This window comes from Sinobaca sp. H24 (assembly GCF_023845525.1).
Map to the genome: position 1 here is coordinate 75064 of NZ_JALBWT010000018.1, position 21416 is coordinate 96479.

General features: G+C 42.6%; 18 protein-coding genes and 5 pseudogenes. 12 read left to right on the forward strand and 11 right to left on the reverse strand.

From position 1 onward, the window contains the following. Positions 1 to 150: 150 nt before the first annotated feature. Complete coding sequence (locus tag MMY81_RS20190; RefSeq protein WP_252314266.1) at positions 151 to 1020, forward strand: YitT family protein; 870 nt, start codon at positions 151 to 153, stop codon at positions 1018 to 1020. Between the two features lie 52 nt (positions 1021 to 1072). On the opposite strand, the gene MMY81_RS20195 is transcribed toward MMY81_RS20190, so the two are convergent. From MMY81_RS20195 to MMY81_RS33445, 4 genes and pseudogenes are all read right to left on the reverse strand, one after another. Then, positions 1073 to 1615 (reverse strand): tyrosine-type recombinase/integrase, encoded by a 543-nt coding sequence (locus tag MMY81_RS20195; protein ID WP_252314267.1) that lies wholly within the window; start codon positions 1613 to 1615, stop codon positions 1073 to 1075. A 91-nt stretch (positions 1616 to 1706) separates the two neighbouring features. Beyond that, positions 1707 to 2414, reverse strand: a complete 708-nt coding sequence (locus tag MMY81_RS20200) for an undecaprenyl-diphosphate phosphatase (RefSeq protein ID WP_252314268.1) — start codon at positions 2412 to 2414, stop codon at positions 1707 to 1709. A 474-nt stretch (positions 2415 to 2888) separates the two neighbouring features. Further along, positions 2889 to 3385, reverse strand: a pseudogene (locus MMY81_RS34360) (undecaprenyl phosphate translocase family protein). Between the two features lie 42 nt (positions 3386 to 3427). Beyond that, complete coding sequence (locus MMY81_RS33445) at positions 3428 to 3550, reverse strand: hypothetical protein (RefSeq protein WP_256497968.1); 123 nt, start codon at positions 3548 to 3550, stop codon at positions 3428 to 3430. 247 nt (positions 3551 to 3797) lie between these two features. On the opposite strand from MMY81_RS33445, the pseudogene MMY81_RS20215 reads away from it, so the two are divergent. From MMY81_RS20215 to MMY81_RS20250, 8 genes and pseudogenes are all read left to right on the forward strand, one after another. Continuing rightward, positions 3798 to 6174: pseudogene (locus MMY81_RS20215) on the forward strand (Na+/H+ antiporter subunit A); the annotation flags it as partial. A 75-nt stretch (positions 6175 to 6249) separates the two neighbouring features. After that, positions 6250 to 6621 (forward strand): annotated as a pseudogene (locus MMY81_RS20220) (MnhB domain-containing protein); the annotation flags it as partial. Next, entirely contained in the window at positions 6621 to 6962 is a 342-nt protein-coding gene (locus MMY81_RS20225; RefSeq protein ID WP_252314271.1) for a Na(+)/H(+) antiporter subunit C, read from the forward strand. The pseudogene MMY81_RS20220 and the gene MMY81_RS20225, both read left to right, overlap by 1 nt. Next, on the forward strand, positions 6952 to 8436 hold the full coding sequence (locus MMY81_RS20230; RefSeq protein ID WP_252314272.1) for a Na+/H+ antiporter subunit D: 1485 nt from the start codon (positions 6952 to 6954) through the stop codon (positions 8434 to 8436). Before MMY81_RS20225 ends, MMY81_RS20230 begins: the two co-directional genes overlap by 11 nt. Positions 8437 to 8524: 88 nt before the next feature. Beyond that, positions 8525 to 8937: pseudogene (locus MMY81_RS20235) on the forward strand (Na+/H+ antiporter subunit E). Further along, positions 8937 to 9221 carry a Na(+)/H(+) antiporter subunit F1 gene (locus tag MMY81_RS20240; protein WP_252314273.1) on the forward strand — a complete coding sequence of 95 codons (285 nt, stop codon included), beginning with the start codon at positions 8937 to 8939 and terminating at the stop codon, positions 9219 to 9221. Before MMY81_RS20235 ends, MMY81_RS20240 begins: the two are co-directional and overlap by 1 nt. Continuing rightward, positions 9199 to 9561, forward strand: coding sequence for a monovalent cation/H(+) antiporter subunit G (gene mnhG / locus MMY81_RS20245; RefSeq protein WP_252314274.1), 363 nt, complete (start codon positions 9199 to 9201; stop codon positions 9559 to 9561). Before MMY81_RS20240 ends, mnhG begins: the two co-directional genes overlap by 23 nt. A gap of 105 nt (positions 9562 to 9666) precedes the next feature. Then, positions 9667 to 9921, forward strand: a complete 255-nt coding sequence (locus MMY81_RS20250) for a hypothetical protein (RefSeq protein WP_252314275.1) — start codon at positions 9667 to 9669, stop codon at positions 9919 to 9921. A 47-nt stretch (positions 9922 to 9968) separates the two neighbouring features. Here the strand turns inward: MMY81_RS20250 and MMY81_RS20255 are convergent, their stop codons facing one another. The 4 genes from MMY81_RS20255 to MMY81_RS20270 form a co-directional block, all read right to left on the reverse strand. Beyond that, positions 9969 to 10355, reverse strand: coding sequence for an EAL domain-containing protein (locus MMY81_RS20255; RefSeq protein WP_308215416.1), 387 nt, complete (start codon positions 10353 to 10355; stop codon positions 9969 to 9971). Further along, the gene (locus MMY81_RS20260) at positions 10307 to 11698 is read right to left on the reverse strand and encodes a sensor domain-containing diguanylate cyclase (protein WP_252314277.1); all 1392 of its coding nucleotides are present in this window, start codon (positions 11696 to 11698) and stop codon (positions 10307 to 10309) included. Before MMY81_RS20260 ends, MMY81_RS20255 begins: the two co-directional genes overlap by 49 nt. Before the next feature lie 23 nt (positions 11699 to 11721). Continuing rightward, on the reverse strand, positions 11722 to 12774 hold the full coding sequence (locus tag MMY81_RS20265; RefSeq protein ID WP_252314278.1) for an HD-GYP domain-containing protein: 1053 nt from the start codon (positions 12772 to 12774) through the stop codon (positions 11722 to 11724). Between the two features lie 205 nt (positions 12775 to 12979). Next, entirely contained in the window at positions 12980 to 14542 is a 1563-nt protein-coding gene (locus tag MMY81_RS20270; RefSeq protein WP_252314279.1) for a PTS sugar transporter, read from the reverse strand. A 131-nt stretch (positions 14543 to 14673) separates the two neighbouring features. Here MMY81_RS20270 and MMY81_RS20275 point away from each other — a divergent pair, with 131 nt between their 5' ends. Then, entirely contained in the window at positions 14674 to 15459 is a 786-nt protein-coding gene (locus MMY81_RS20275; protein ID WP_252314280.1) for a formate/nitrite transporter family protein, read from the forward strand. Between the two features lie 50 nt (positions 15460 to 15509). Here the strand turns inward: MMY81_RS20275 and MMY81_RS20280 are convergent, their stop codons facing one another. The 3 genes and pseudogenes from MMY81_RS20280 to xylA form a co-directional block, all read right to left on the reverse strand. Beyond that, the gene (locus tag MMY81_RS20280) at positions 15510 to 17117 is read right to left on the reverse strand and encodes a glycoside hydrolase family 43 protein (protein WP_252314281.1); all 1608 of its coding nucleotides are present in this window, start codon (positions 17115 to 17117) and stop codon (positions 15510 to 15512) included. A 30-nt stretch (positions 17118 to 17147) separates the two neighbouring features. After that, positions 17148 to 18644: a xylulokinase gene (gene xylB, locus MMY81_RS20285; RefSeq protein WP_252314282.1), complete on the reverse strand. Its 1497-nt coding sequence runs from the start codon at positions 18642 to 18644 to the stop codon at positions 17148 to 17150. A 62-nt stretch (positions 18645 to 18706) separates the two neighbouring features. Continuing rightward, positions 18707 to 19966: pseudogene (gene xylA, locus MMY81_RS20290) on the reverse strand (xylose isomerase); the annotation flags it as partial. A 512-nt stretch (positions 19967 to 20478) separates the two neighbouring features. Here xylA and MMY81_RS20295 point away from each other — a divergent pair. Both MMY81_RS20295 and MMY81_RS20300 read left to right on the forward strand, forming a co-directional pair. Continuing rightward, positions 20479 to 21132 carry an ROK family protein gene (locus MMY81_RS20295; RefSeq protein ID WP_252314283.1) on the forward strand — a complete coding sequence of 218 codons (654 nt, stop codon included), beginning with the start codon at positions 20479 to 20481 and terminating at the stop codon, positions 21130 to 21132. A gap of 46 nt (positions 21133 to 21178) precedes the next feature. Then, a complete protein-coding gene (locus MMY81_RS20300) occupies positions 21179 to 21403 on the forward strand; it encodes an ROK family protein (RefSeq protein WP_252314290.1) in 225 nt (74 codons plus the stop codon). The last annotated feature ends 13 nt before the right edge of the window (positions 21404 to 21416 follow it).

Here is a 21416-nt window from a genome sequence, read left to right on the forward strand (position 1 = left end):
TTATCAATTAGTAATTTAAGCATATCATATTGTTTCCGGATTTGTATATAAAATCAGTTTAATTCACTGCTGTGAAACTATGGTACAATCGATGGGACTTTTTAGGAGAGCAGAGACAGATTCAGGTGAGATGGAAAGGAATCATGAAGAATGAGTAGTTTTATAACAAAGAAGCAGCGTATGGCTGAGTTTGGCTACGTGCTGTTTGGATCCACCCTGATCGCATTAGCCTATAACATTTTTCTTCTGCCGTCCCGGCTCGCAGCCGGCGGCGTATCCGGAATCAGCACTATTTTCTACGAGCTGTACCAGTTTAACCCCGCTTTCGTCCAGTGGGCCTTCAATATTCCCTTATTTTTTCTCGGAATGCTTCTGCTTGGAAAAGACTTTGGAATGAAATCACTGCTCGGCACCTTTTTCGTGCCGCTTGTGATCTGGGCCAGCGCTGATCTCCCTTTTGCTATTGATAACCCGCTGCTTGCGGCAATTTATGGTGGCTCCATGGTGGGCGTAGGACTTGGTATTGTCTACAGGGGACGCGGCTCCACTGGTGGGTTGTCCACACTCGGACAAATTGTGAAAAAGTACTCCGGCCTCTCCAGCGGGTACGCCCAGTTTATTGTAGACGGCTGTGTGGTCATCACCTCCGCTGTGGTGTTCGGCCTGGAAATTGCTCTGTTTGCGATGATTTCAATTTTTGTGATGAGCAAGGTCATTGACCTCGTGCAGCTGCAGGCGTCCCCCTCCAAACTTGTTCTTATTATTACCGAACGGGAGCAACAGATTCAAACGATTATCCGCGAGGAAATTGACCGCGGCTTAACGAAAGTCCGCTCCGTCGGCGGTTATACAAACGATGAGAAAACGATGATCCTCTGCGTAATGGAGCAGCAGGAAGCTGTTTATTTGAAAAGAGTTCTCCAAAACCAGGAGCCGTCTTCGTTTGTCATCTTCTTGAATGCTTCCGAAATTATCGGACGCGGTTTCTCTTTTTCCAAGCTTTATGGAGCGGAGAAATAAATAAAAGAAGCATGCGCCTAAACGCGTGCTTCTTTTTAGTTATACTATGATTTTATAAATTTACATCCAGTTTTTGTGTTTCTGTTTTTTCGATTCCGATATATTTAAACGTTTCACCTGGAGTAGCCTGATGAAACCGTTCTTGTATCAGTGAAATAGCAATTCCTTTAACAAAGGCATGATATCCGAACGTTTTTCGAAGGGTGTGAGTTCCTACTTTTTCATCAATTCCCACCTCGGCAGCAGCCTGATTTAAGATTCGATAAGCCTGCTGCCTTGTAATCGGCCGGTCGCCTCTCGATGATCGAAATAGATAATGATCCAAAGGAGGAAGATCAAGCCGGAAAAAGTGTTTTACTGCCTTTCGCACATTCTCATTTAAATAAACGGCCTGCTCTTTAATTAATAGAAATGTATGTAAATTTCGATTTTCATCAATCACACTTCCGATTTTCAAGCTTAATAACTCGCCAATTCTTAAGCCTGTGTTAATACCCATAATAAAAAGCAAATAATCCCTGGAAGATTTATTTTTTATGATCTTCTTTAGATCACGTATTTTCTTTAAGTCCTTAATAGGATTTACATACTCCAATTCCAATCCCCTCTTTACCATCTTTACTATGATAATAACATGGATTAGAACATAACATAAGCTCTTAATATTCCTATAGAGCCGCTTTATTTTAATTCAAAACAGGAGCAAATATGAGAAGGAGTATCCCTACAATAAAACAATAGTATGAAAAGTACTGTAATTTCCCACTTTTCATGATCCCGATAAACCATCTCATCGCAAAATACGTCATGCATAATGAGGCTGCAAATGCCGCGGCATATGGTATGGCCAGGGCCTGTAGTGCAGGATCCGATATAATATCAGAGGCGCCAAGCACCATCCCTCCAATACTTACAGGTATATAAAGCATAAAAGCAAATCGGAGCGCAGTATTTTGTTTCATTCCTAACGCAATAGAGGTAATAATGGTGGATCCGGAGCGGCTGATCCCTGGAACCAGGGCAACTGCCTGGGCCAAACCGACAATAAGAGCATCTTTGCCCGTTAAATTCTCCCTCTCGTTTATTTCCTTTAAAATTACGAATGAGCCATAATGCGATTCCTGTAATAAGCAGAGTGAAAGCAATAGTATAAGAGAAGTTAAATACAGTGCAATAACATCACTAAACAGGAGACCAAGAACAGCAGCAGGTATTGTACCTATTACAATATACACAACAAACATGAAGTCAGACTTGTACTTTCTTTTTCTAGTTTTCAAGTATTTAATACTGTTTACGGCAAGACGTTCAATATCTTTTCTAAAAATGTGCATTATCGCAATTAGGGAAGCTGTATTAGTTATAATTTCAAACGTAAGCCCATGCTGTTCCATGCCCATTAGACGCTGACCGATGATTAAGATGACCGCTTGAGGAAACAGGAATAGGTTCTGTAAAACCTTGTATCAATCCCAAAATAAAGTATCGTATGATATCCATCAAATGCAAAGAATCCATTCATTTTACTTCCTTTCTGTAAACCTGATTATATTTTTTACTCTTACTACTTAACAAAAAAGCTGTTATTAAGCCCATAATTAAAAAAACAGGCCGTTTACCATTAGAGATATCGAAGTCGGAATACCTGGTACGAATAACTATTATAGAACCGGAAACTAATCCAATCATGATGGAATACATGTAGGAGGAACTCTGTGTATCAGATAACGAATAACTTTTGCTCGTAACGAAAACACCTATATAAAACACCCATTCCAATGGCCATTAATATTGGAAGGTATAACATACTCAATGCCTGTACCGCAGTTCCATATACACCTAGAACAAGAAAAATATCATTGAGCCGCTTATCCCTGCAGAACTAAAGCGGTACTCGCTATCCAACCGGAGAAAAATAGAAAGGCATAATCTCCAGCAGTTAGATTCTGCATCACGTTTGTATCATTGGTTAACAGTCCCAGTGATGCAACTCCTGCAAATACCAGCGCCATTAGAGTATAGTGCGGAAAGCGAAAAGCCTCATTTGATGATTCGACCGCATTTTTCCATAAAGAAGGTATCATTCCTATAATCAATCCTGTAAATAGAGAAAAGGTCTGTTTGGGATAAAATTCTATAACATGATGTAAAAAGAAGATGCCGCCAATAAAGCCAGGATCATACCAGCCCCTAATGGTAAGAGAAAAGATAATGCTGCTTTCCAATGGGCTGTTGTCAGTTGATTAATAGAGAAAATAAGCATTTCATAAAACCCCAACAACATGGCAATCGTACTCGAACTCACTCCAGGAACAAGTTCGGTCACCCCCATTGCTATTCCTCTATAAATATTACGCCAATGCATGTTTGATCTCCTTAACAAGTACTTATATTTTTGTTAATTGACTTAAGGAAAAAAAGGAATACCGAATACAAAATGCAGAATGGAAAACACAGTCACAATTAACAAAATTCCGAATACAACTACCCCTATCGCTTCTTTCCCTTCTCTATAATCCTTCCAGTTCAACCTAAACACCTCCTACAGCTTTTACGGTTTTCCACCTTTGTAAACAGTTATCATTTTTAAGTTACATATAATTATGATATTATCATATTAAGTTACATATTTAAGTTACATATAATTATTAATAAATTATATTAAGTAACACATTGAACACTATATTCAATTTATCTAATTAATGCAAATTTTTTTGTTTTTTATTACCTGTCAGTTATTTTCCGTTTTTTGAATAATACTATTAGGAGGGTCCCTCTTGTCTTGGCTCCATTTTATTGTCTTCCTGCCATTTTTGTTCGCTTTTGCCATTCCTTTTTTTTATCGCTATGTATTTCGTATCCACACAGGTTGGTTTGCCCTGCCCATTCCCCTGCTGATTTTTGCTTTTTTAAGCAGCTATATTGGTCCTGTAAGCGAAGGAAAGTCCTCACTGCACTCGGTGCCGTGGATTCCTTCCCACAATATAGACGTAGCATTTTATCTTGACGGTTTGAGTCTGGTATTCGGACTGTTAATCAGTGGAATTGGAGCCTTGGTAGTTATTTACTCCATTTACTACTTATCCAAATCGCGAGAGTTGCTGCATAATTTTTACGTCTATCTTCTTTTATTTATGGGAGCCATGCTCGGTGTCGTATTCTCAGATAATTTAATTGGCTTTTATTTGTTCTGGGAGCTTACCAGCGTTTTTCTTTTTCTACTGATTGCATTTTGGTACCATAGAAAAAAATCAAGATTCGGTGCTCAGAAGGCGATGCTTATTACAATTACAGGCGGCTTTTCCATGCTGGCCGCAATTGTAATGCTTCATCAAATGAGTGATACATACAGTATTCGTGAAATCATAGCTCAGGCCGATGAACTTCAGGAGCATGCTTTGTTTCTGCCTGCTATGATCCTGCTTCTTATCGGAGCTTTTACAAAGTCTGCCCAGTTCCCCTTTCACATCTGGCTTCCGGATGCAATGGAGGCACCTACTCCTATTAGTTCCTATCTTCATTCAGCTACGATGGTCAAAGCTGGTATTTATGCTGTAGCAAGATTTACACCTTTATTCGGCGGCACCATGGAATGGTTCTGGATTATAACGTCTATTGGATTGATTACATTATTTTGGGGATCGTTAAATGCTATTAGGCAGACAGACTTGAAAGCGCTGCTCGCTTTTTCTACTATCAGCCAGCTCGGCTTGATAATGTCCCTGCTTGGCATTGGGTCGCTTGCACTTTTTTCCGAAAATATTCCCGAATCTATTTTCACGACTGCTATCTTTGCAGCTGTATTTCACTTAGTTAATCATTCTGCTTTTAAAGGCTGTCTATTTATGGTGGTTGGAATAATTGACCATGAAACCGGAACGAGGAATATACGCAAACTCGGCGGACTTATTAGTGTCATGCCGGTATCGTTTACATTAATGCTTATTGGCAGCTTTGCTATGGCCGGCCTGCCTCCTTTTAATGGATTTTTAAGTAAGAAATGTTTTTCACAGGTTCACTGACATTATCAGAAGCTGCTTCTCCAATTATGGGATGGGCTCCTGTTCTAATCCCTATAGTTGCATGGGTGGCCAGCATATTCACCTTTGTGTATAGCATGATTTTGCTTTTTCATACATTCAGCGGGAAATATAAGCCGAATAAGCTGGAGAAAAAGCCACATGAAGCACCACTAGGAATGCTGATTTCTCCAGCTATTCTAGCTGTAATTGTTATCGTTACGTTTTTTTCCCTAACGTGCTTGGACATTATATTTTCTCACCGATGACCGCCTCTATTTTACCTGGGAATGAGTTTGTTTTCACATTCATATTGAAGCCTGGCATGGTTTTACGCTGGAATTGTTTATGACTATTGGCGTCGTACTGATAGGGGTTTTATTGTATAAAACGAGGAACTACTGGAAAGGTGCACTTACTCTGCTTCCGGAAATTTATACGCTCAACAATGGTTATATCAAAGGAATTGCTTCCGCAGAACGAAGTGCCTATTCCTTCACAAATATCTATATGAGCGGCTTAACAAGAGACTACCTGCAGTATATTTTAGGCACAATGATTCTTTTGATTGGTGGATTTTTACTGCTTTCTGACCACATTACTTTCACATTTTCCGATACAGATGATATCGAAATATATGAAATACTGCTTGCCATAGGACTAGCAGCCGGCGCCTTTACCGTGCTGCTTTCAAAAAAAACTCACGGCTATTATTGCCATTGGAGCAGTTGGTTATTTGGTCGCTTTGTTCTTCGTTATTTTCAGGGCACCGGACCTTGCCTTGACTCAGCTGGTTGTTGAAACCGTGTCGGTTGCTCTATACCTGCTCTGCCTTCGTTTTTTACCGGAATTTCGTTTCCGGGAAACGGCAAGGCGTGTACAAATTCCTAACCTGATTATTTCCATCAGTCTGGGCTCGCTGATCACAGCCTTTACGTTGGCAGCACAAAATAACCGATTATTTCAGCCAATATCCTCTTATTATGAGGATGCCTACGAATTAGCCGGAGCCAACAATATGGTAAACGCGATTCTCGCTGACTTTCGAGCCTTTGACACCCTGCTGGAAATTATGGTGCTCTGCATTGCCGGACTCGGTGTATATGCGCTCGTCAGCCTTCGATTAGAAGAAAAGGAGGATAAAAGGATGATTAATGATGTTATTCTCCAAACCGTTACAAAGATTGTGGTCTTTATCATTCTAACGTTTTCCATTTACTTATTCTTTGCCGGGCATCACAATCCCGGAGGCGGCTTTATTGGCGGTCTGGTTACATCTACCGCACTTATCTTAATGATGCTGGCTTTTGATATTGAAACGATTACGGAGGCCCTGCCTTTAAATTACCGGATCGTCACCGGCGCGGGCGTACTTCTTTCATTGTTAACGGGCATGGCTTCCTTTTTCTACAACGTCCCATTCTTGAGCCAGACCTATATTCATATATCCGTTCCTTTACTGCATGAGGAAATTGATATTGCTACTACGTTTATTTTTGAAGCGGGTGTTGCTATGGCGGTCGTCGGAACGACGATGACCGTGATGACAAGTATCAGTCGAAACAAGGGGGAGGAAGAGTAATGGAGACAGTAATGGCCTTTGTCATTGGTATCTTTTTCAGTATCGGAACCTACCTTATTTTAACGAAAAGCCTTCTACGTATTATTTTAGGTACATCTATTATTGGGCATGGAGCGCTGCTCCTCCTTCTTACGATGGGTGGATTAAAAAATGGGGCCGCTCCTCTACTGGAGGTCGATCCGGCACCCTACAGCGATCCCCTCCCTCAAGCATTGATTTTAACAGCAATCGTTATTAATTTTGGAACCACTGCGTTCTTTCTTGTACTTGCTTATCGGTCTTACCAGGAGTTCAAATCGGATGATATGAAAAAATTGAGAGGGTCAGACAATGAGTATTAGTGTTATTTTATTAATCGTTATTCCTTTTTTCACCGGAGCATTATTTGTACTATTTCCTAAACAAGTAAAGCTGCAGCGTCTGCTCAGCGTAATGTCCTTTTCCTTGATATTAGCAGTAGGAGTGCGGCTGCTGCACACCATTCATACGCAAGGCATACAAACCCTTGAACTTGGTGGATGGGCGCCTCCTTTTGGCATTGTGCTGGTTGGTGATATGTTCTCCACGCTCCTCGTCGTAACATCAAGCCTCTTGGCGCTCGGATGTACTATTTATTCTTTTACTTCGATCGAGCCTGAACGGGAGCGTTATTATTATTATGCTTTTCTTCAATTTTTAGTTACAGGTGTGAACGGGTCATTTCTAACTGGAGATATGTTTAATTTATTTGTATTTTTTGAAGTAATGCTTCTTGCTTCTTACGTTCTATTATCGCTTGGCGGATTAAAAAAGCAGCTTCGCGCCGGTATTATGTACGTTCTTATCAATATTGTTTCATCGATGCTCTTTATTGTGGCTATTGCTTACTTATATGCCGTCACCGGTACCCTTAATATGGCGCATCTATCCGTTAGAGTGGCAGAGGCCGGCCAACCCGGTATTTTGACCGCTATCGCTTTATTGTTTTTAGTCATTTTTGCAGTTAAATCTGCTCTATTGTTTTTCTTTTGGCTGCCGGAATCGTACAGCGCACCTCCCACTGCTATATCGGCTTTATTTGCAGGGCTTCTTACAAAGGTGGGCGTTTACGCTATATTTCGTATGTTTACGTTAATTTTTTATCATGATCCTGCTATAACGCATACGGTGATTGCCTGGATGGCTGTCGCAACGATGGTGCTTGGGGCTGTTGGTTCTATCGCTTACGGGAACATCCAAAAAATTCTCTCCTACAATATTATTATTGCGATTGGTTTTATTGTCATTGGATTGGCTGTTTTTCAAGAGGAGGCCATTGCAGGTGCTATATATTATCTCATGCACGATATGGTCGTAAAAACGCTGCTATTTTTATTGGGAGGTGCAATGGTAGGGTTAGTCGGCACATATCAGCTAAAGGAAATGAGTGGAATGATCCGGAATCACCCCTACTTGGGCTGGATGTTTTTCATTGCTTCTCTAGCGTTGGTTGGTGTTCCACCACTTAGCGGATTTTTCGGAAAACTATTAGTCCTCCAAGGTTCTTTGGACTCCCAAGCTTATATACTATTTACCGTCGGGCTTCTATCGAGCCTTGCCGTGCTTTACTCTACTATGAAAATCTTTATGAATGGATTTTGGGGAGAAAATCAATTAAGTAAAAAGGACGAAAAAACCTCTACCCGCGGACTTCTGTTTCCATGCACACTTTTGATTGGAGTAAGTCTTTTTTTAGGTGTTGGCGTTGAGCTTGTGCAGGTCTATGTTACTCAAGCTGCTTCGGAGTTAATGAATCCAGCTATTTATATCGAAGCTGTGTTAGATAGATCTTATTAAATAAAAGAGGTGAACAAACATGCCCGCTCAGATATTGCTAAACATCCTGATAGCCGTTCTCTGGGCCTCTTTTCAGGATGAAGAAGGTATTTACGTTACAACTTTAATGACCGGTTACATCATTGGCCTTGCGCTCATTTTTGCTTTTCGTCGATTCTTCCCTAAAGAATTCTACTTATGGAAGGTATGGAGCATTACCAAATTATTGTTTATATTTACCCGGGAATTAATCTCTTCCAGTGTTCTTGTCATACGACAGATCCTGCGTCCCCGTCTCAACATTACACCGGGAATTTTCAAAATTGAAACACAGTTATCCAGCGATTGGGAAATCACTTTTTTAGCGATGCTTTTAATGCTGACCCTGGTTCTGTTGTGATGGAGGTTTCCGCTAAAGGAAATGTTTTATACATTCACGCCATGGACATCCCCGAATCCCAGAATCAAGTTATTGCTACTAAAAATTCCTTTGAACGGGCAATCATGGAGGTAACGCGCTAATGTTTCAACTTGCTATGATCATAAGTCTTATTCTATTGTCTGTTTCTATTCTGGTCGGTCTTTACAGGGTAATGAAAGGTCCTTCAATGCCCGATCGGGTTATTGCCTTAGATGCTATCGGTATTAATTTAATTGCCATGGTTGCCGTGATTTCCGTAACCTTTCGAACAAGTGCTTACCTTGAAGTAATTTTGTTAATGGGAATTATTGCTTTTATTGGAACGGTAGCCTTCTCTAAATATATTGAAAGGGGAATTATCATTGAATCTAAACGTGATAATTGAAATCATTACAGCACTGTTTCTGCTTCTTGGAACTTCCTTGGCCCTATTAAGCGCCATCGGTATACTCAGGCTTCCGGACATCTATACCCGTTCTCATGCCGGAACTAAAAGTGCCACTCTTGGTGTGCTTTGTACACTTATGGGCACGTTTATATTCTTTGCAGGAACGGAACAATTTATCAGTATCCGCCTTTTACTCGGTATTCTTTTCGTTTTCCTTACCGCACCCGTTGCCGGTCACTTATTGTGCAGGGCCGCTTATCACTCAGATGTTGCGATGTCTAATCGGAGTGTGCTCAATGAACTGAAAAATGTCATTCATGTAAAAAAAGAGAAGTAATTATCGACTTTTAGTACTCTATTCAAGCAATTTTAATACAGATACTTAAGCGAAAGAACATTTATACTTTCGCAATAATCCAAGATTGCAGGAGTGACACTATCTATGAATAAAATTAAATCAAAAAATAAAAAAGAACAAGTAGACTCCACCACAGTAACGCGTGTAGTATCAGGAGCCGCTATTATTATTTTAAGCTATAGTTTATATCTAATTATGTCTAATTCTACTGTACTTTTTACTGGGTTTAACGGCTATTTGTTTGTACTTTTATATATATCAATTCTTTTGTTATATGTGTTCAGTTTAGTTACAGGAGAACTATTCGCTGATTACGTAATTAATAAACGCAAGCAATAAGCCGGTTCCCTTCTTTAGGAACCCGCTTTTCCAACTACTACACGGCTTTAATTATAAGTAAACAGCTTTGTAAGATCGTCCACCGGCATCGGCTTATAATAATAATACCCCTGGCCCCAATCAACCCGGTGCGTTTGGTAGTAGCGATGCTGTTCCTTTGTTTCAATTCCTTCTACAATACACTGCATATCAAGCGAGTACGCCAGTTCAATAATGGCTTCCACAATCTTTTTATTGGAAATTGATTCTAAATTTGCACTGAGCTGTCTGTCGATTTTCAAGATGTCAATGGGAAAGCGGTGCAGCAAATGAAAAGAAGCGTAGCCCACTCCGAAATCATCCACCGCCAGTTTAACACCGATTTCTTTAAGCTCCAGCAGGTTCTTTAAAATAACTGGGTTTTTTCCATGAAGATATTTTCTGTAATTTCGAATGTCAGATAAGAAGGTGGATACTTCACTTCGTTAATAATCCGCCTGACATTTTCAGGAAAAGCTGGATCATACAGCTGCGTGGGAGATACATTAATGGAAAGCTTTAAATCCTCGTTTACAGTTTTCATTTCCATGCATGCTCTCTCCAGCACCCAAAGCCCGATAGAATGAATTACTTCAGACTGTTCGGCAAGCGGAATCCAAATATTCGGCGGGAAAAATCCATGCACCGGATGGTGCCAACGTATTAATGCCTCGACCCCTGCAATCGTTTCTCTTTGCATATCAATCTGCGGCTGATAGGCTAGGGCAAGCTGGTCATAGAAACCTGCCTCCTGCATGGCATTACGGATAGTAAATTCCTGAATTTCCATTTTTTCCTGATCATCGTTATCTGTGAAAATAAGGCCTTCTATTCCTTTTAAATTACCTCTTATCGCCCGCTGCTCCGCTTTATCCCACATCATATTAAAGTTATTGAGCGTTTCTCCATATAGTGCAGCCCCGATAACCATTCGAATATAGGACGTTTCTCCATTTACTAAACAAGGAGCATCGTTTAAGTGCTGTAACAGTTTCTCTACATAAAGTTCTGTTGCGCTTCTGGGATTTTCATTTTCTGTAAAAGGAAGAAGTACGACAAATTTATCCTGTGATGCCCTGGCGAACATAGTACCGGGTGGAAATGTTTCATACAGCATCTTCGCTATTTTTTGAAGCAGCAGATCCCCGGTTTCATATCCATAGCGCTCGTTGAATATGCGTGTGTCGCATAAATTGATGTACAAAAGGCTCCATGAAGCATAGCTTTCCTGCTTCTTTTGAAAGATGGCAGCTAATGCAGAAGGTAAGTAGAGACCGGTCAGGCTGTCGCGCATTTGACTCTGTTCTACTTCCACTGCTTTTGCGATAATGTAAGCATATCCTTTCAGCAGCGTTATTTTTTCTTCTGAAAACACACCCGTGTTATCACTGATTAAACAAAGTGTTCCTAATACTTCCTTTTCTTCCAACACAACTGCAGCTCCCATAAAACTGCCGCTTCCAACCTGCTTTGTAAAATAATGTTCTTTTGTAAAGCTGTGCTTTGTTAAGTCGGGAATGACAATATATTTTTCAGGGGCTTCTACTGCTAAATGACAGAAACTTTCATAAAATGGGTCTTCCTTTCCTTCCGGTATACATAATTTTTTCTGATCCAATACTTTTCGTATGACATTTGTTTGTTTGTCGTGCGTAGCAAAGAAAATGGTGTGATCCGGAAAGTTCAAAGCCATCATTTCAACAATTTTTTCTAAGAACGCATGAATTTGGGTATAATATTTTATATCTTCCTGAATCATTTTTGTCTCCCTCCTTTTTCATTTCATTCCTTAAACCGAAGCACTTTACTGATAACAACTGATCGGTCTAATGGCATATAAAAAGCGTGAAGCTTATCTTTTTCTTTCATGATAGGGTATGTAGGCAGTTTATCATCTACTTCCACTACTTCAGCGATGGTATTATTCGAAAGCTTTACTACAGCATGTAAAGGGACAATTTCCAGCATTTCGCAGAAAGCTTTCATATAATCGATATTTACATCCGCGTGCTCCCGTACAATTATTTTCAGCGCTTTGGGAGGGCTTAAAGACTCTCTGTACGGTCTTTCCAGTGTGAGCGCGGAGTATACGTCAACCAGGCGCAGAATATCATGTTCTTTCTTCCGGCTTTTTTTCTGCTCTTCATCTTCTCTTCCAAGAGCACTAAGCGGCTGATGATGATATTTCAATACATCTGTGACACAGGTACCGTATCCCTTCTGTTTTAAAAGATGATAGCCCTCTCCTGTATGGGCCCGCATTTGCAGCATCTCTCTTGAAGTTAGCGCGGTGGTTTTTGTTAATACTTTTTTTTCCACCCGCAGTTTGCCAATATCGTGAAGCAGGCAGGCTTTCGAGAATTCCGTCACACCCTCCAATCCCATCTTCTTTGCAAACAACGAGCCGAGAATAAATACATCCAATGAATGGTGATACGTATTCAGATCCCAGGACTTCAACTGCTGCAGCAGTCCATAGGTGGTTTTTTCCCCTGTGATTTCCACAAACAGCTTTTGGATCCATAAGTAGGAATCCACGTCATTCACCGCATAGCCAAACCGGTACTCATTTCCTAATTGAAGCATATCCTGCAGAAAAGTCAGAAGAGTCTGTTTTTTGTTTTCCGATAACTTTTTTAGATCAATGTTTCTTTCTTCTCTCTTTTCTTCCACACCATTTTCAATAGGAAGAGAGTCGATCTCCCACTGCTTTAATTTCTGAATTAAAGCCGCCGTTACGATATTCCCTTTTCTAATAATAAGAGAAGGTCCTTTATATATATCTTCCGCTATTACGTCTTTTTCTTTTAAGTGCCTTACTGCAATGGTTTTCAATGGAAGCCCCCCTTCAAATAAGTCTTAATACCCATTATTATATATTTATATTATGGCTTTTGGAAGGTATTATGTAAAGTTTATGTATATTTACTAATAAAAAATAACTATTTCAGAATAATTAGAGTTAATCTATTTAAGTGAATTAACATTTCCTGTAAAAAAGAGCTCAGGCACAGCTGCCCAAACCCTGTTTGACTATTAATTATCCAGCTTTTTTTGAGCTGGACACTCGATTAGCAGATATCGTAATAACGAATGCTAAAATAAAAGCGACAGCCATGGCAATAATAAAACCTGCGGCATTATTGGTCAGAAGCGGTGCTGCAAATGTCGGAACATAAGCCGTGCCCCTGACATTAAATAAACCGACAAGAGCTCCACCTGCTCCGGCTGACAGTATGGCCCCGGCAAAGACAAACTTGTTGGAAAACATGAACGGATACGCAGCTTCTACAAAAGTACCAAAACCCATATTTATTAAAAAGCCCGGCGCTGCTGCAGCCGCTTCTCCTTTATCTCTTGGAGAAATCACATTGGCAAGGGTAATGCCGGCTGACACCATCACCAGTCCAACCATATCAATAGCTCCTAAAAAACTGTTCCCTGCGGTTTCCATTTCAAGAAGCACAATTGGAAGAATCGCCGCATGGTAGACGCCGCCGAGAATCGCCGGCCAGATCAGCAGTCCGGCAAGGGCGCCTGCCATAATAGGATTAAAGGCGATCGCAGATTCGATCACGGTCTTAATCCCATTTCCTGTCTGAAGGGCGATTGGAGCAAGCAGATAATAAACAATAAGTCCTGCTGCCAGGCCGGAAAGCCCTCCTGCTACGATATTAACGGTCGTCATAGGAAACCGCCACTGAACGCATTTTCTAAACAAGTAGTGAACGAATATCCCCGCCAGAATCCCGCCGATAATACCTCCAATAATACCGCCTTCCACAGATAAGACTCCAGCTATGACACCGGCGGCAATCGATACTTCATCCAGGTCAGACACCTGTTTGGCGGCAATTGCTGCCAGAACGACCGGCAGCGCCTGGATCATAATATCAAATACCTCTCCTAATCCGCTGAAAATAGGAATCCGGCTCAACGCAAGCACGATAGCCATGGCAATAAATCCGGGAAGCGCCGATACCATAATCCCCCGCAGGCTGATATTTTTGAATACATTAGTCGGACTGCCCGATTCAATCTGTGATTGGCTTCCAATCACGGGCTGGTAGGCCATATTCCAATATTTGGCCAATGAGGCGGTAAAGGAAACAGCTCTAGTTCGGCTTGTCGTTCCCGTTGTACCCGACTGGGAAATAACCATGGCACCTTTGCTGCCGATCATAGCCATGGACGTGCCGCCGGTACCGACAATGGGAATCTGTTTATCCGCTGCGGCTTCTATCGTTAACCGGTTCACCCCATCCGGGTCGGAGCTCATTACGATCAATCCGTCGATGCGTCCGTCATGTATCTGCTCTGCTATGTATTTGTCGAATTCCGCTGCCTCCTGGTTCACCTCTTCCAGACTGCCTTCAAAGCTGACCTCGGGTTGTTCTTGGGACCCCTGCGAAAAAATACGGGCACGAACATTATCTTTAGCCGAATCCATCGATTCCTCTGCTGCAATAAATTGAATGGCTCCTACCTGTATGTCTGCGCTGCTGCTTTGTGTGATAATTTCCTCTAACAGCTTTTCCGGCTTCTTTCCGCCTAAACTGTATAGATTTCCTCCACTGCTGCCAATAATGGCGATTTTTTTCATATTTACGCTTTCCTTTCTATGTCTCATTCTGATTGTTTATGAAACGTTTTATTTTGTTATTCTGTTTCATTTAGTCTATATTTAATAAGCTAATGAAATATGAACTTACTATGTAACTGGAGACAAGAACAATGTATAAAGAAACCATTCACACATTAAACGAGCAGGGCGCTTCCAAAAGTAAGATGCTGAAACGCTCGCCCCTGCTGTTCCTTTTGTCTGCGATTATCGCAGGAAGCTATGTCGGCATTGGTGCACTGATTATGTTTTCGCTCGGTGCACCGCTTTATGACGCCCAGTCCCCCATAGTGGATCTGGTTGTTGGATCCACGTTCGGTATTGCCCTGATTATCATTTTAATCGGCGGCTCCGACCTTTTTACCGGCAATAATATGATTATGACCAGCTCAACTTTTTCCGGGTTCACGTCATGGAAGCAGACACTAGGCGTCTGGGGTGCAAGCTATATCGGCAATGCAGCCGGCGCCTTTCTGATCAGCCTGCTCGTCCTCGGGGCCGGCATTTTTCAGCATATTCCGGCTGATCATTACATGTTTGCCTTAGCAGCCGAGAAAATAACGCTCCCGTGGCATCAGCTGTTCTTTCAAGGCATTCTCTGCAACTGGATCGTCTGCCTGGCTATCTGGCTGACGCTTCGTACCGAAAGCGATGCTGCTAAAATTATTATGGTACTGGGTGTTATTCTTGCCTTTGTCGCATCCGGATTTGAACACAGCATCGCCAATATGTCGATCCTCGGCATGGCCTGGCTGCATGACTCTTATTCTATCTTAAGTTTTGGAGATATTATATATAATTTAATTCCCGTTACGATCGGTAATATGATCGGCGGCGCTGTTTTTGTAGCCGGTACGTACCTTTTATTAAACCGTCATGAAATGAAAGAAGAAAAATAACTTATATTTGTTATCAAAAAAGCAGACTCCATGGAAGAGTCTGCTTTTTTCTAATGCTCTTTATAAATAAAATAATCAAAATCAGCCGGCAGGTTCTGTCCGGTTGTATCCTGGCACTGCATACCGACAAAGGCGCCGGTGAAAAAGCCGCCGGAGTTCACGTAGTCATCGGATAGCTTATGGCTCTTGAAATCAATTGGGATTTCCGTCCAGCTGCTGCCGTCAAAAGAGTAGGAATAGCGATACACTTCTGTACGAACGTCTACTTTCATATACACATCTTTCACATCATCCGGCACTGGTACCTGCTGATGTCGGAGCGGCTGGTCAAACGTGAAGTTGTCGCACGTAATAATATCAAGAATGCGTCCTTTGTCTTCATCCCACGTTACATGAAGGCCGGTCCAATTTTTCGTATTATAATAGTTCACCAGCCCCGCTCCCTGCTGGAACGAGTCAGGCTGAAAGGACACCTTTGTTTCCGCTGTAAACGTAAAACTCTGCCAGCGTCTGGCGGCATAAGCCTGCGTAAATTGGGAGGTTAATGATTCTTTTCCATACAGCCGCAGATGGCCGGGATTGTCGGTTAATGATAGAACCTTTTCTCCGAGCGGAATGCGGAGCGATTGAAAATGATGGTTCAACGTAGTGTCATCGAAATCATCCTTTTCAGGAAAATCCTTTTCCCACGGATGCTCCGGCATATCCGGTCCTTCAATTTCAAGCGACGGCTGATTGCCGCCAACTACATAGGGCCAGTCCTCTTTCCATTCCAGGCGCTGGATGGCCGTTTCTCTCCCGAGCGGGCAGTACCCTCTTGGATCAAGCAGTGATTCTTCTGTTTTCGGAAGCGGACGTCCCGTTAAATGGACGAGGAACCATTCATCTGTATGCGTATGCACGAGCGACGCATGCCCTGCTTTCTGCAGCGGGTTTCTCGGATATGGCATCGCTGTAATTAATGGATTATCCGGATGAACCTCGTAAGGTCCTTCAAGCGACGTGGAACGCGCAATGGTCGCCTGGTGATCGTATTTCGTGCCGCCCTCTGCGGTTAGCAGGTAATAATACCCGTTTTCTTTATACAGATGAGGCGCTTCCGTCAGCTTCACATCGGTGCCTTTGAATATAATAGACGGCTTGCCGATCAGTTTCTGTTTTTCTACGCTGTATTCCTGAAGAGCAATGCCGTAGAAGTCGTGCTTATAGACGCGGTTGTCCCACACCATATTCACCAGATATTTGCGGCCGTCTTCTTCGTGATACAGCGATGGGTCAAAGCCTGAGCTGTTTAAATAAATCGGCTCCGACCACTCGCCGTCGATCGTATCGCACGTTACCAAATAGTTATGGCAGTCTTTCCAGCTTCCTTCCGTAACTTTCACATCGGTAAAAATAAGCCAGAACTTTCCGTCACTGTAAGAAAGCGCCGGGGCCCAAACGCCGCCGGAGTCGGGATTCCCCATCATGTTCAGCTGACTCTGGCGGTTTAAAGGACGCGCGGCAAGACGCCAGTTTTTTAAATCCCTGGAATGATAAATACCTACTCCCGGAAACCACTCAAATGTTGATACCGCTATATAATAATCCTCCCCGTTCCGGCATATGCTCGGATCCGGATTGAATCCTTTTAAAATGGGATTTTGAATAACAGCCATGAATATCCACCTTTCACTATGTGTATTCTTTTAACGAAATGCTGCCAGTTCTTTTGTGATTTCTTTTGTCTGGGTGTAGACCTTTTGGTACAAAGGAAAAATCTGCTCGTAGCGTTTCATTCTTTCCGGATCAGGAGTTACCGATACATCGTTTTGCACGAATACGGCGGCGGCTTCTTGAAGAGAAGCGTACCATCCGCATCCGGCGGCGGCAATAATCGCAGCGCCCATGGCAGGTCCCTGCTCGTTGCGGAGGCTCACGACTTCTTTTCCGAAAATATCGGCCTGCATCTGCAGCCAGGCACGCGACTTCGCGCCGCCCCCGATAGACACAATCGTATCAACCTTCATGCCATTCTGCTCGATGATATTCAACGATTCTTTCAAGGAAAAAGTAATTCCTTCAATAATTGCTTTCACAAACTCTGATTTCTTATGCGAAGAATCCATGCCTACAAACGATCCGCGGGCAAGCGCATCATTATGCGGCGTTCTCTCTCCAGCAATGTACGGCGTAAACAAAAGTCCACGCGCTCCTGCCGGCACCTCTTCTGTCGCCTGGACCATTTCAGAAAAATTGTCCTCTTTTAGGAAGCTTTCTTTAAACCACTGCAGGCTGTAACCTGCGGCAAGTGTTACCCCCATCGCATAATATGTATCGGCCGGAGCATGATTAAAGAAATGAAGCTTTCCGTTGAAATGTGTCTTTTCCTCGCCGGCGTATGAAAGCAGGACGCCGGACGTGCCGATGCTGCACATCGTTTTTCCTTTTTCCAGAATTCCTGCGCCTACGGCACCGCAGGCATTATCTGCTCCGCCGGCAAAGATCATTACAGAAGACGAACAGCCGGTTTCCGCTGCCACATCTTCCAGCATACCTCCGCAGTTCTCGGTGGCGGGAAACAATGGCGGGCACATGTAAGATGGAAGCTCAAATGTATCTAAAAGAGAGGTGCTCCATTCATTTGTATTCAAGTCCATTAACAAGGTGCCTGCTGCATCGGATAAATCCATGCCAAGCTTTCCGGTTAACCGGTAGCGCACATAGTCTTTTGGCAGCAGAAACAGCTCAGCCCGGGAAAATACGTCCGGTTCATGCTTTTTCACCCACAGAATTTTAGGAAGCGTGAATCCTTCCAGAGGACTGTTTTTCGTAATGTTCCAGAGCGTTTCCTGCCCGGCTGCTTCTTCTATTTCTTTGACCTCGCGGCTTGTTCTCGTATCATTCCAGAGAATCGCGCGGCGTAATGGGTGATTGTCTCCGTCCAGCAGCACAAGGCCGTGCATCTGTCCGGAAAAGCTGATGCCTTTAATATCGCTGCCCGCAAGGCTGTTATTTTGAATAAGCTTTTTCAATACGCTTTTTGTCTGGCGGACCCAGTCTTCCGGATCCTGCTCGCTGTGGCCGTCCTGTTCATGATAAATCGGGTAGCTTTCCGACTCTTCGGCGGCAATCGTCCCCTCCCGGTCTACTAGTATTCCTTTAATGCTGCTCGTGCCAAGGTCTAATCCAATAACGTATTCCAATGGGATCTGCTCTCCTTTTAAGAAAAAGAAGCTGTTTTATGCAACAGCTTCTTCTTTATTTTTTATACTTTTGCAAAAGCTCCTGCTTCGAGGATGTACTGATTCATAATGCCTTTAATCATTTCCTGGCGGCCCGATTCGTGCTTGATCGTGTTTTCCATCGCGTAGGCTTCGAGCTCACGGAACGAGGTTTTGTTGTTGAGGATCGCTTCACCGATACCGGATTGATAGCTTTCGTAACGTTTTTCAAGAATATTTTCGAATACGCGGTCTTCAATCATGCGGCTTGCTACTCTAAATCCAATCGCAAATGTATCCATACCAACGATATGGCCGTGGAAAAGGTCAATTGGCTCAAAGGACGGACGGCGTAATTTCGCGTCAAAGTTCAATCCGCTTTTCCAAGTCCACCATTCTTAAGAATTTCGTACATCGCAAGCGCAGCGTTATAAATGTCAGTCGGAAACTCATCTGTATCCCAGCCGAGCAGCATGTCGCCCTGATTGGCATCAACAGATCCGAGAATGCCGTGCTCTCTTGCATAGCGGAGCTCATGTTCAAATGTATGACCAGCAAGAGTGGCATGGTTGGCTTCAATATTTACTTTGAAATGATTTTCCAGATTGTAGTTCTGAAGAAATGCATAAGTAGTAGCCGTGTCGAAATCATACTGATGCTTTGTCGGCTCTTTTGGTTTTGGCTCAATAAGGAACTGGCCTTCGTAGCCAATTTCTTTCGCATAATCAACTGCCATATGATAGAAACGTGCCAGGTTATCAAGCTCAAGCTTCGTGTCTGTATAAAGGAGAGAGTCATACCCTTCTCTTCCGCCCCAGAACACGTAGTTTTCCGATCCCAGCTCTTTAGCGATTTCGAGCTGCTTTTCACCTTTGCTGCTGCATGGGCGAACACGTCTGCTTGTTGGATGTAGCTGCACCAAACATAAAGCGCGGATGATGAAACATGTTGGATGTGTTCCACAATACGGAAACATTCTGGGCTTTCATCAATGGCTGAATGCGGCCGACAATTTCGTCCAGGTTAGCGCCATATTCTTTTAGGTTTTCCTTCCGGGGCAATATCCACATCATGAAAAGCAAAGTAGTCAAATCCAAGTTTATCAATAAATTCAAAGTTGGCTTCTACTCTGGCTTTAGCCATCCATACCATTGTACTGATCCCACGGACGCTGCATTGTTCATTCCGAATGGATCCGATCCGTCCATCGTAAACGTGTGCCAGTAGGCAACGGAGAATTTCAGCCACTCTCTCTTCATGCTTTTCCCATTGAACATTTCGTCCGGATTGTAATGTTTGAAAGCCTCTCATTCGGCTGCGCTTCCCTCGTATTGATTTTGTCTACATTATGGAAATAACTATAAATAACCACCTTTTGTCGTATATTATGTTTGCGCTTACATATAAAATCTTTTAAAAGGCAAAACAAGTTTTGCATAGTCAAAATCAAAAACTTTGTTTTACTATTAAATTAAGTATATTTATTTAAATCTTATTGTCAACATATTTTCGTTTATTATTCGATCATGTTATGAAATAATAAAGATATATTTACTTAAGTATGCAGTGTAATGTTTAATGCACAAACTAATGACGGAGGAATGACTATGAAAACAGGAGATCAGGGACTGGTAAAAAAATAAATAAATCAATTGTATTAAATAATATTCAAACCCAGAGTCCTATTTCACGGGCACAGATTTCGAAGGTAACGGGATTAAACAAAGCTACCCGTTTCAAGTCTCGTAAGCGAGCTTATTGAAGAACGTCTTGTTGATGAAATCGGAGCCGGCCTTTCAAGCGCGGGCGTAAGCCGATGATGCTTTTCTTCAACCAGAATGCCGGATATACGATCGGCATCGACCTTGGTGTCAACTATGCGTTTGGTATCCTTACGGATTTAAAAGGCAATGTGATTGAGCAGGATGAAGTAGTTATTACAGATACAGATGAAGAAATCGTCTTTGCCCAGCTGAAGGACTTAACCCAGCGGCTGATAGATAAAACCCCCGCCTGCCGTTACGGCATTGTCGGCATCGGCATCGGTGTTCCCGGCATGATCAATAACGACGGCTTGATTTTATTTGCGCCAAATCTCGATTGGCACAACGTTCATTTAAAGCAGTATATGGAAAAATATTTCAACGTTCCTATTACGATAGAAAATGAAGCCAAGGCCGGTGCCCACGGCGAAAAAATTTACGGGGCAGGCCGTTCCTCCTCCAACCTGATTTATGTCAGCCTTGGTATCGGAATTGGCTCCGGTATTATCATTGAAGATAAACTGTATAAAGGAACAAGCGGCATCTCCGGCGAAATCGGCCACTTCTCGATCGAGTCAAACGGCAGAAAATGCCGTTGCGGCAACAAAGGCTGCTGGGAACTTTACAGCTCCGAGCTTGCCCTGCTGGAAAAAACGGCTCCTCTTTTTCCGAATGAAGAGAATGTGAACCTGAGCTTTCTTTATTAAGCAGGCAGAAGAAGGCAACCCGCTCGTCATTAATGCATTTGATCAAATTGGAGAATATATAGGCATCGGCCTGACTAATATTGTTAATACGTTCAACCCGGAACAGATCATTATCGGAAACCGCCTCGCCCGTCTCGAACCATGGCTTCGCAATCCGATCCAGCGGGTATTTAAGCAGCGGCTTCTGCCCTATTTTCAGGATTCCATTGCTTTAACATTTACCGACCGGACGACTAATTCTGCGCGCTCGGATCCGCTGCCTTTTCTATGAAAAGTTTTTTGCT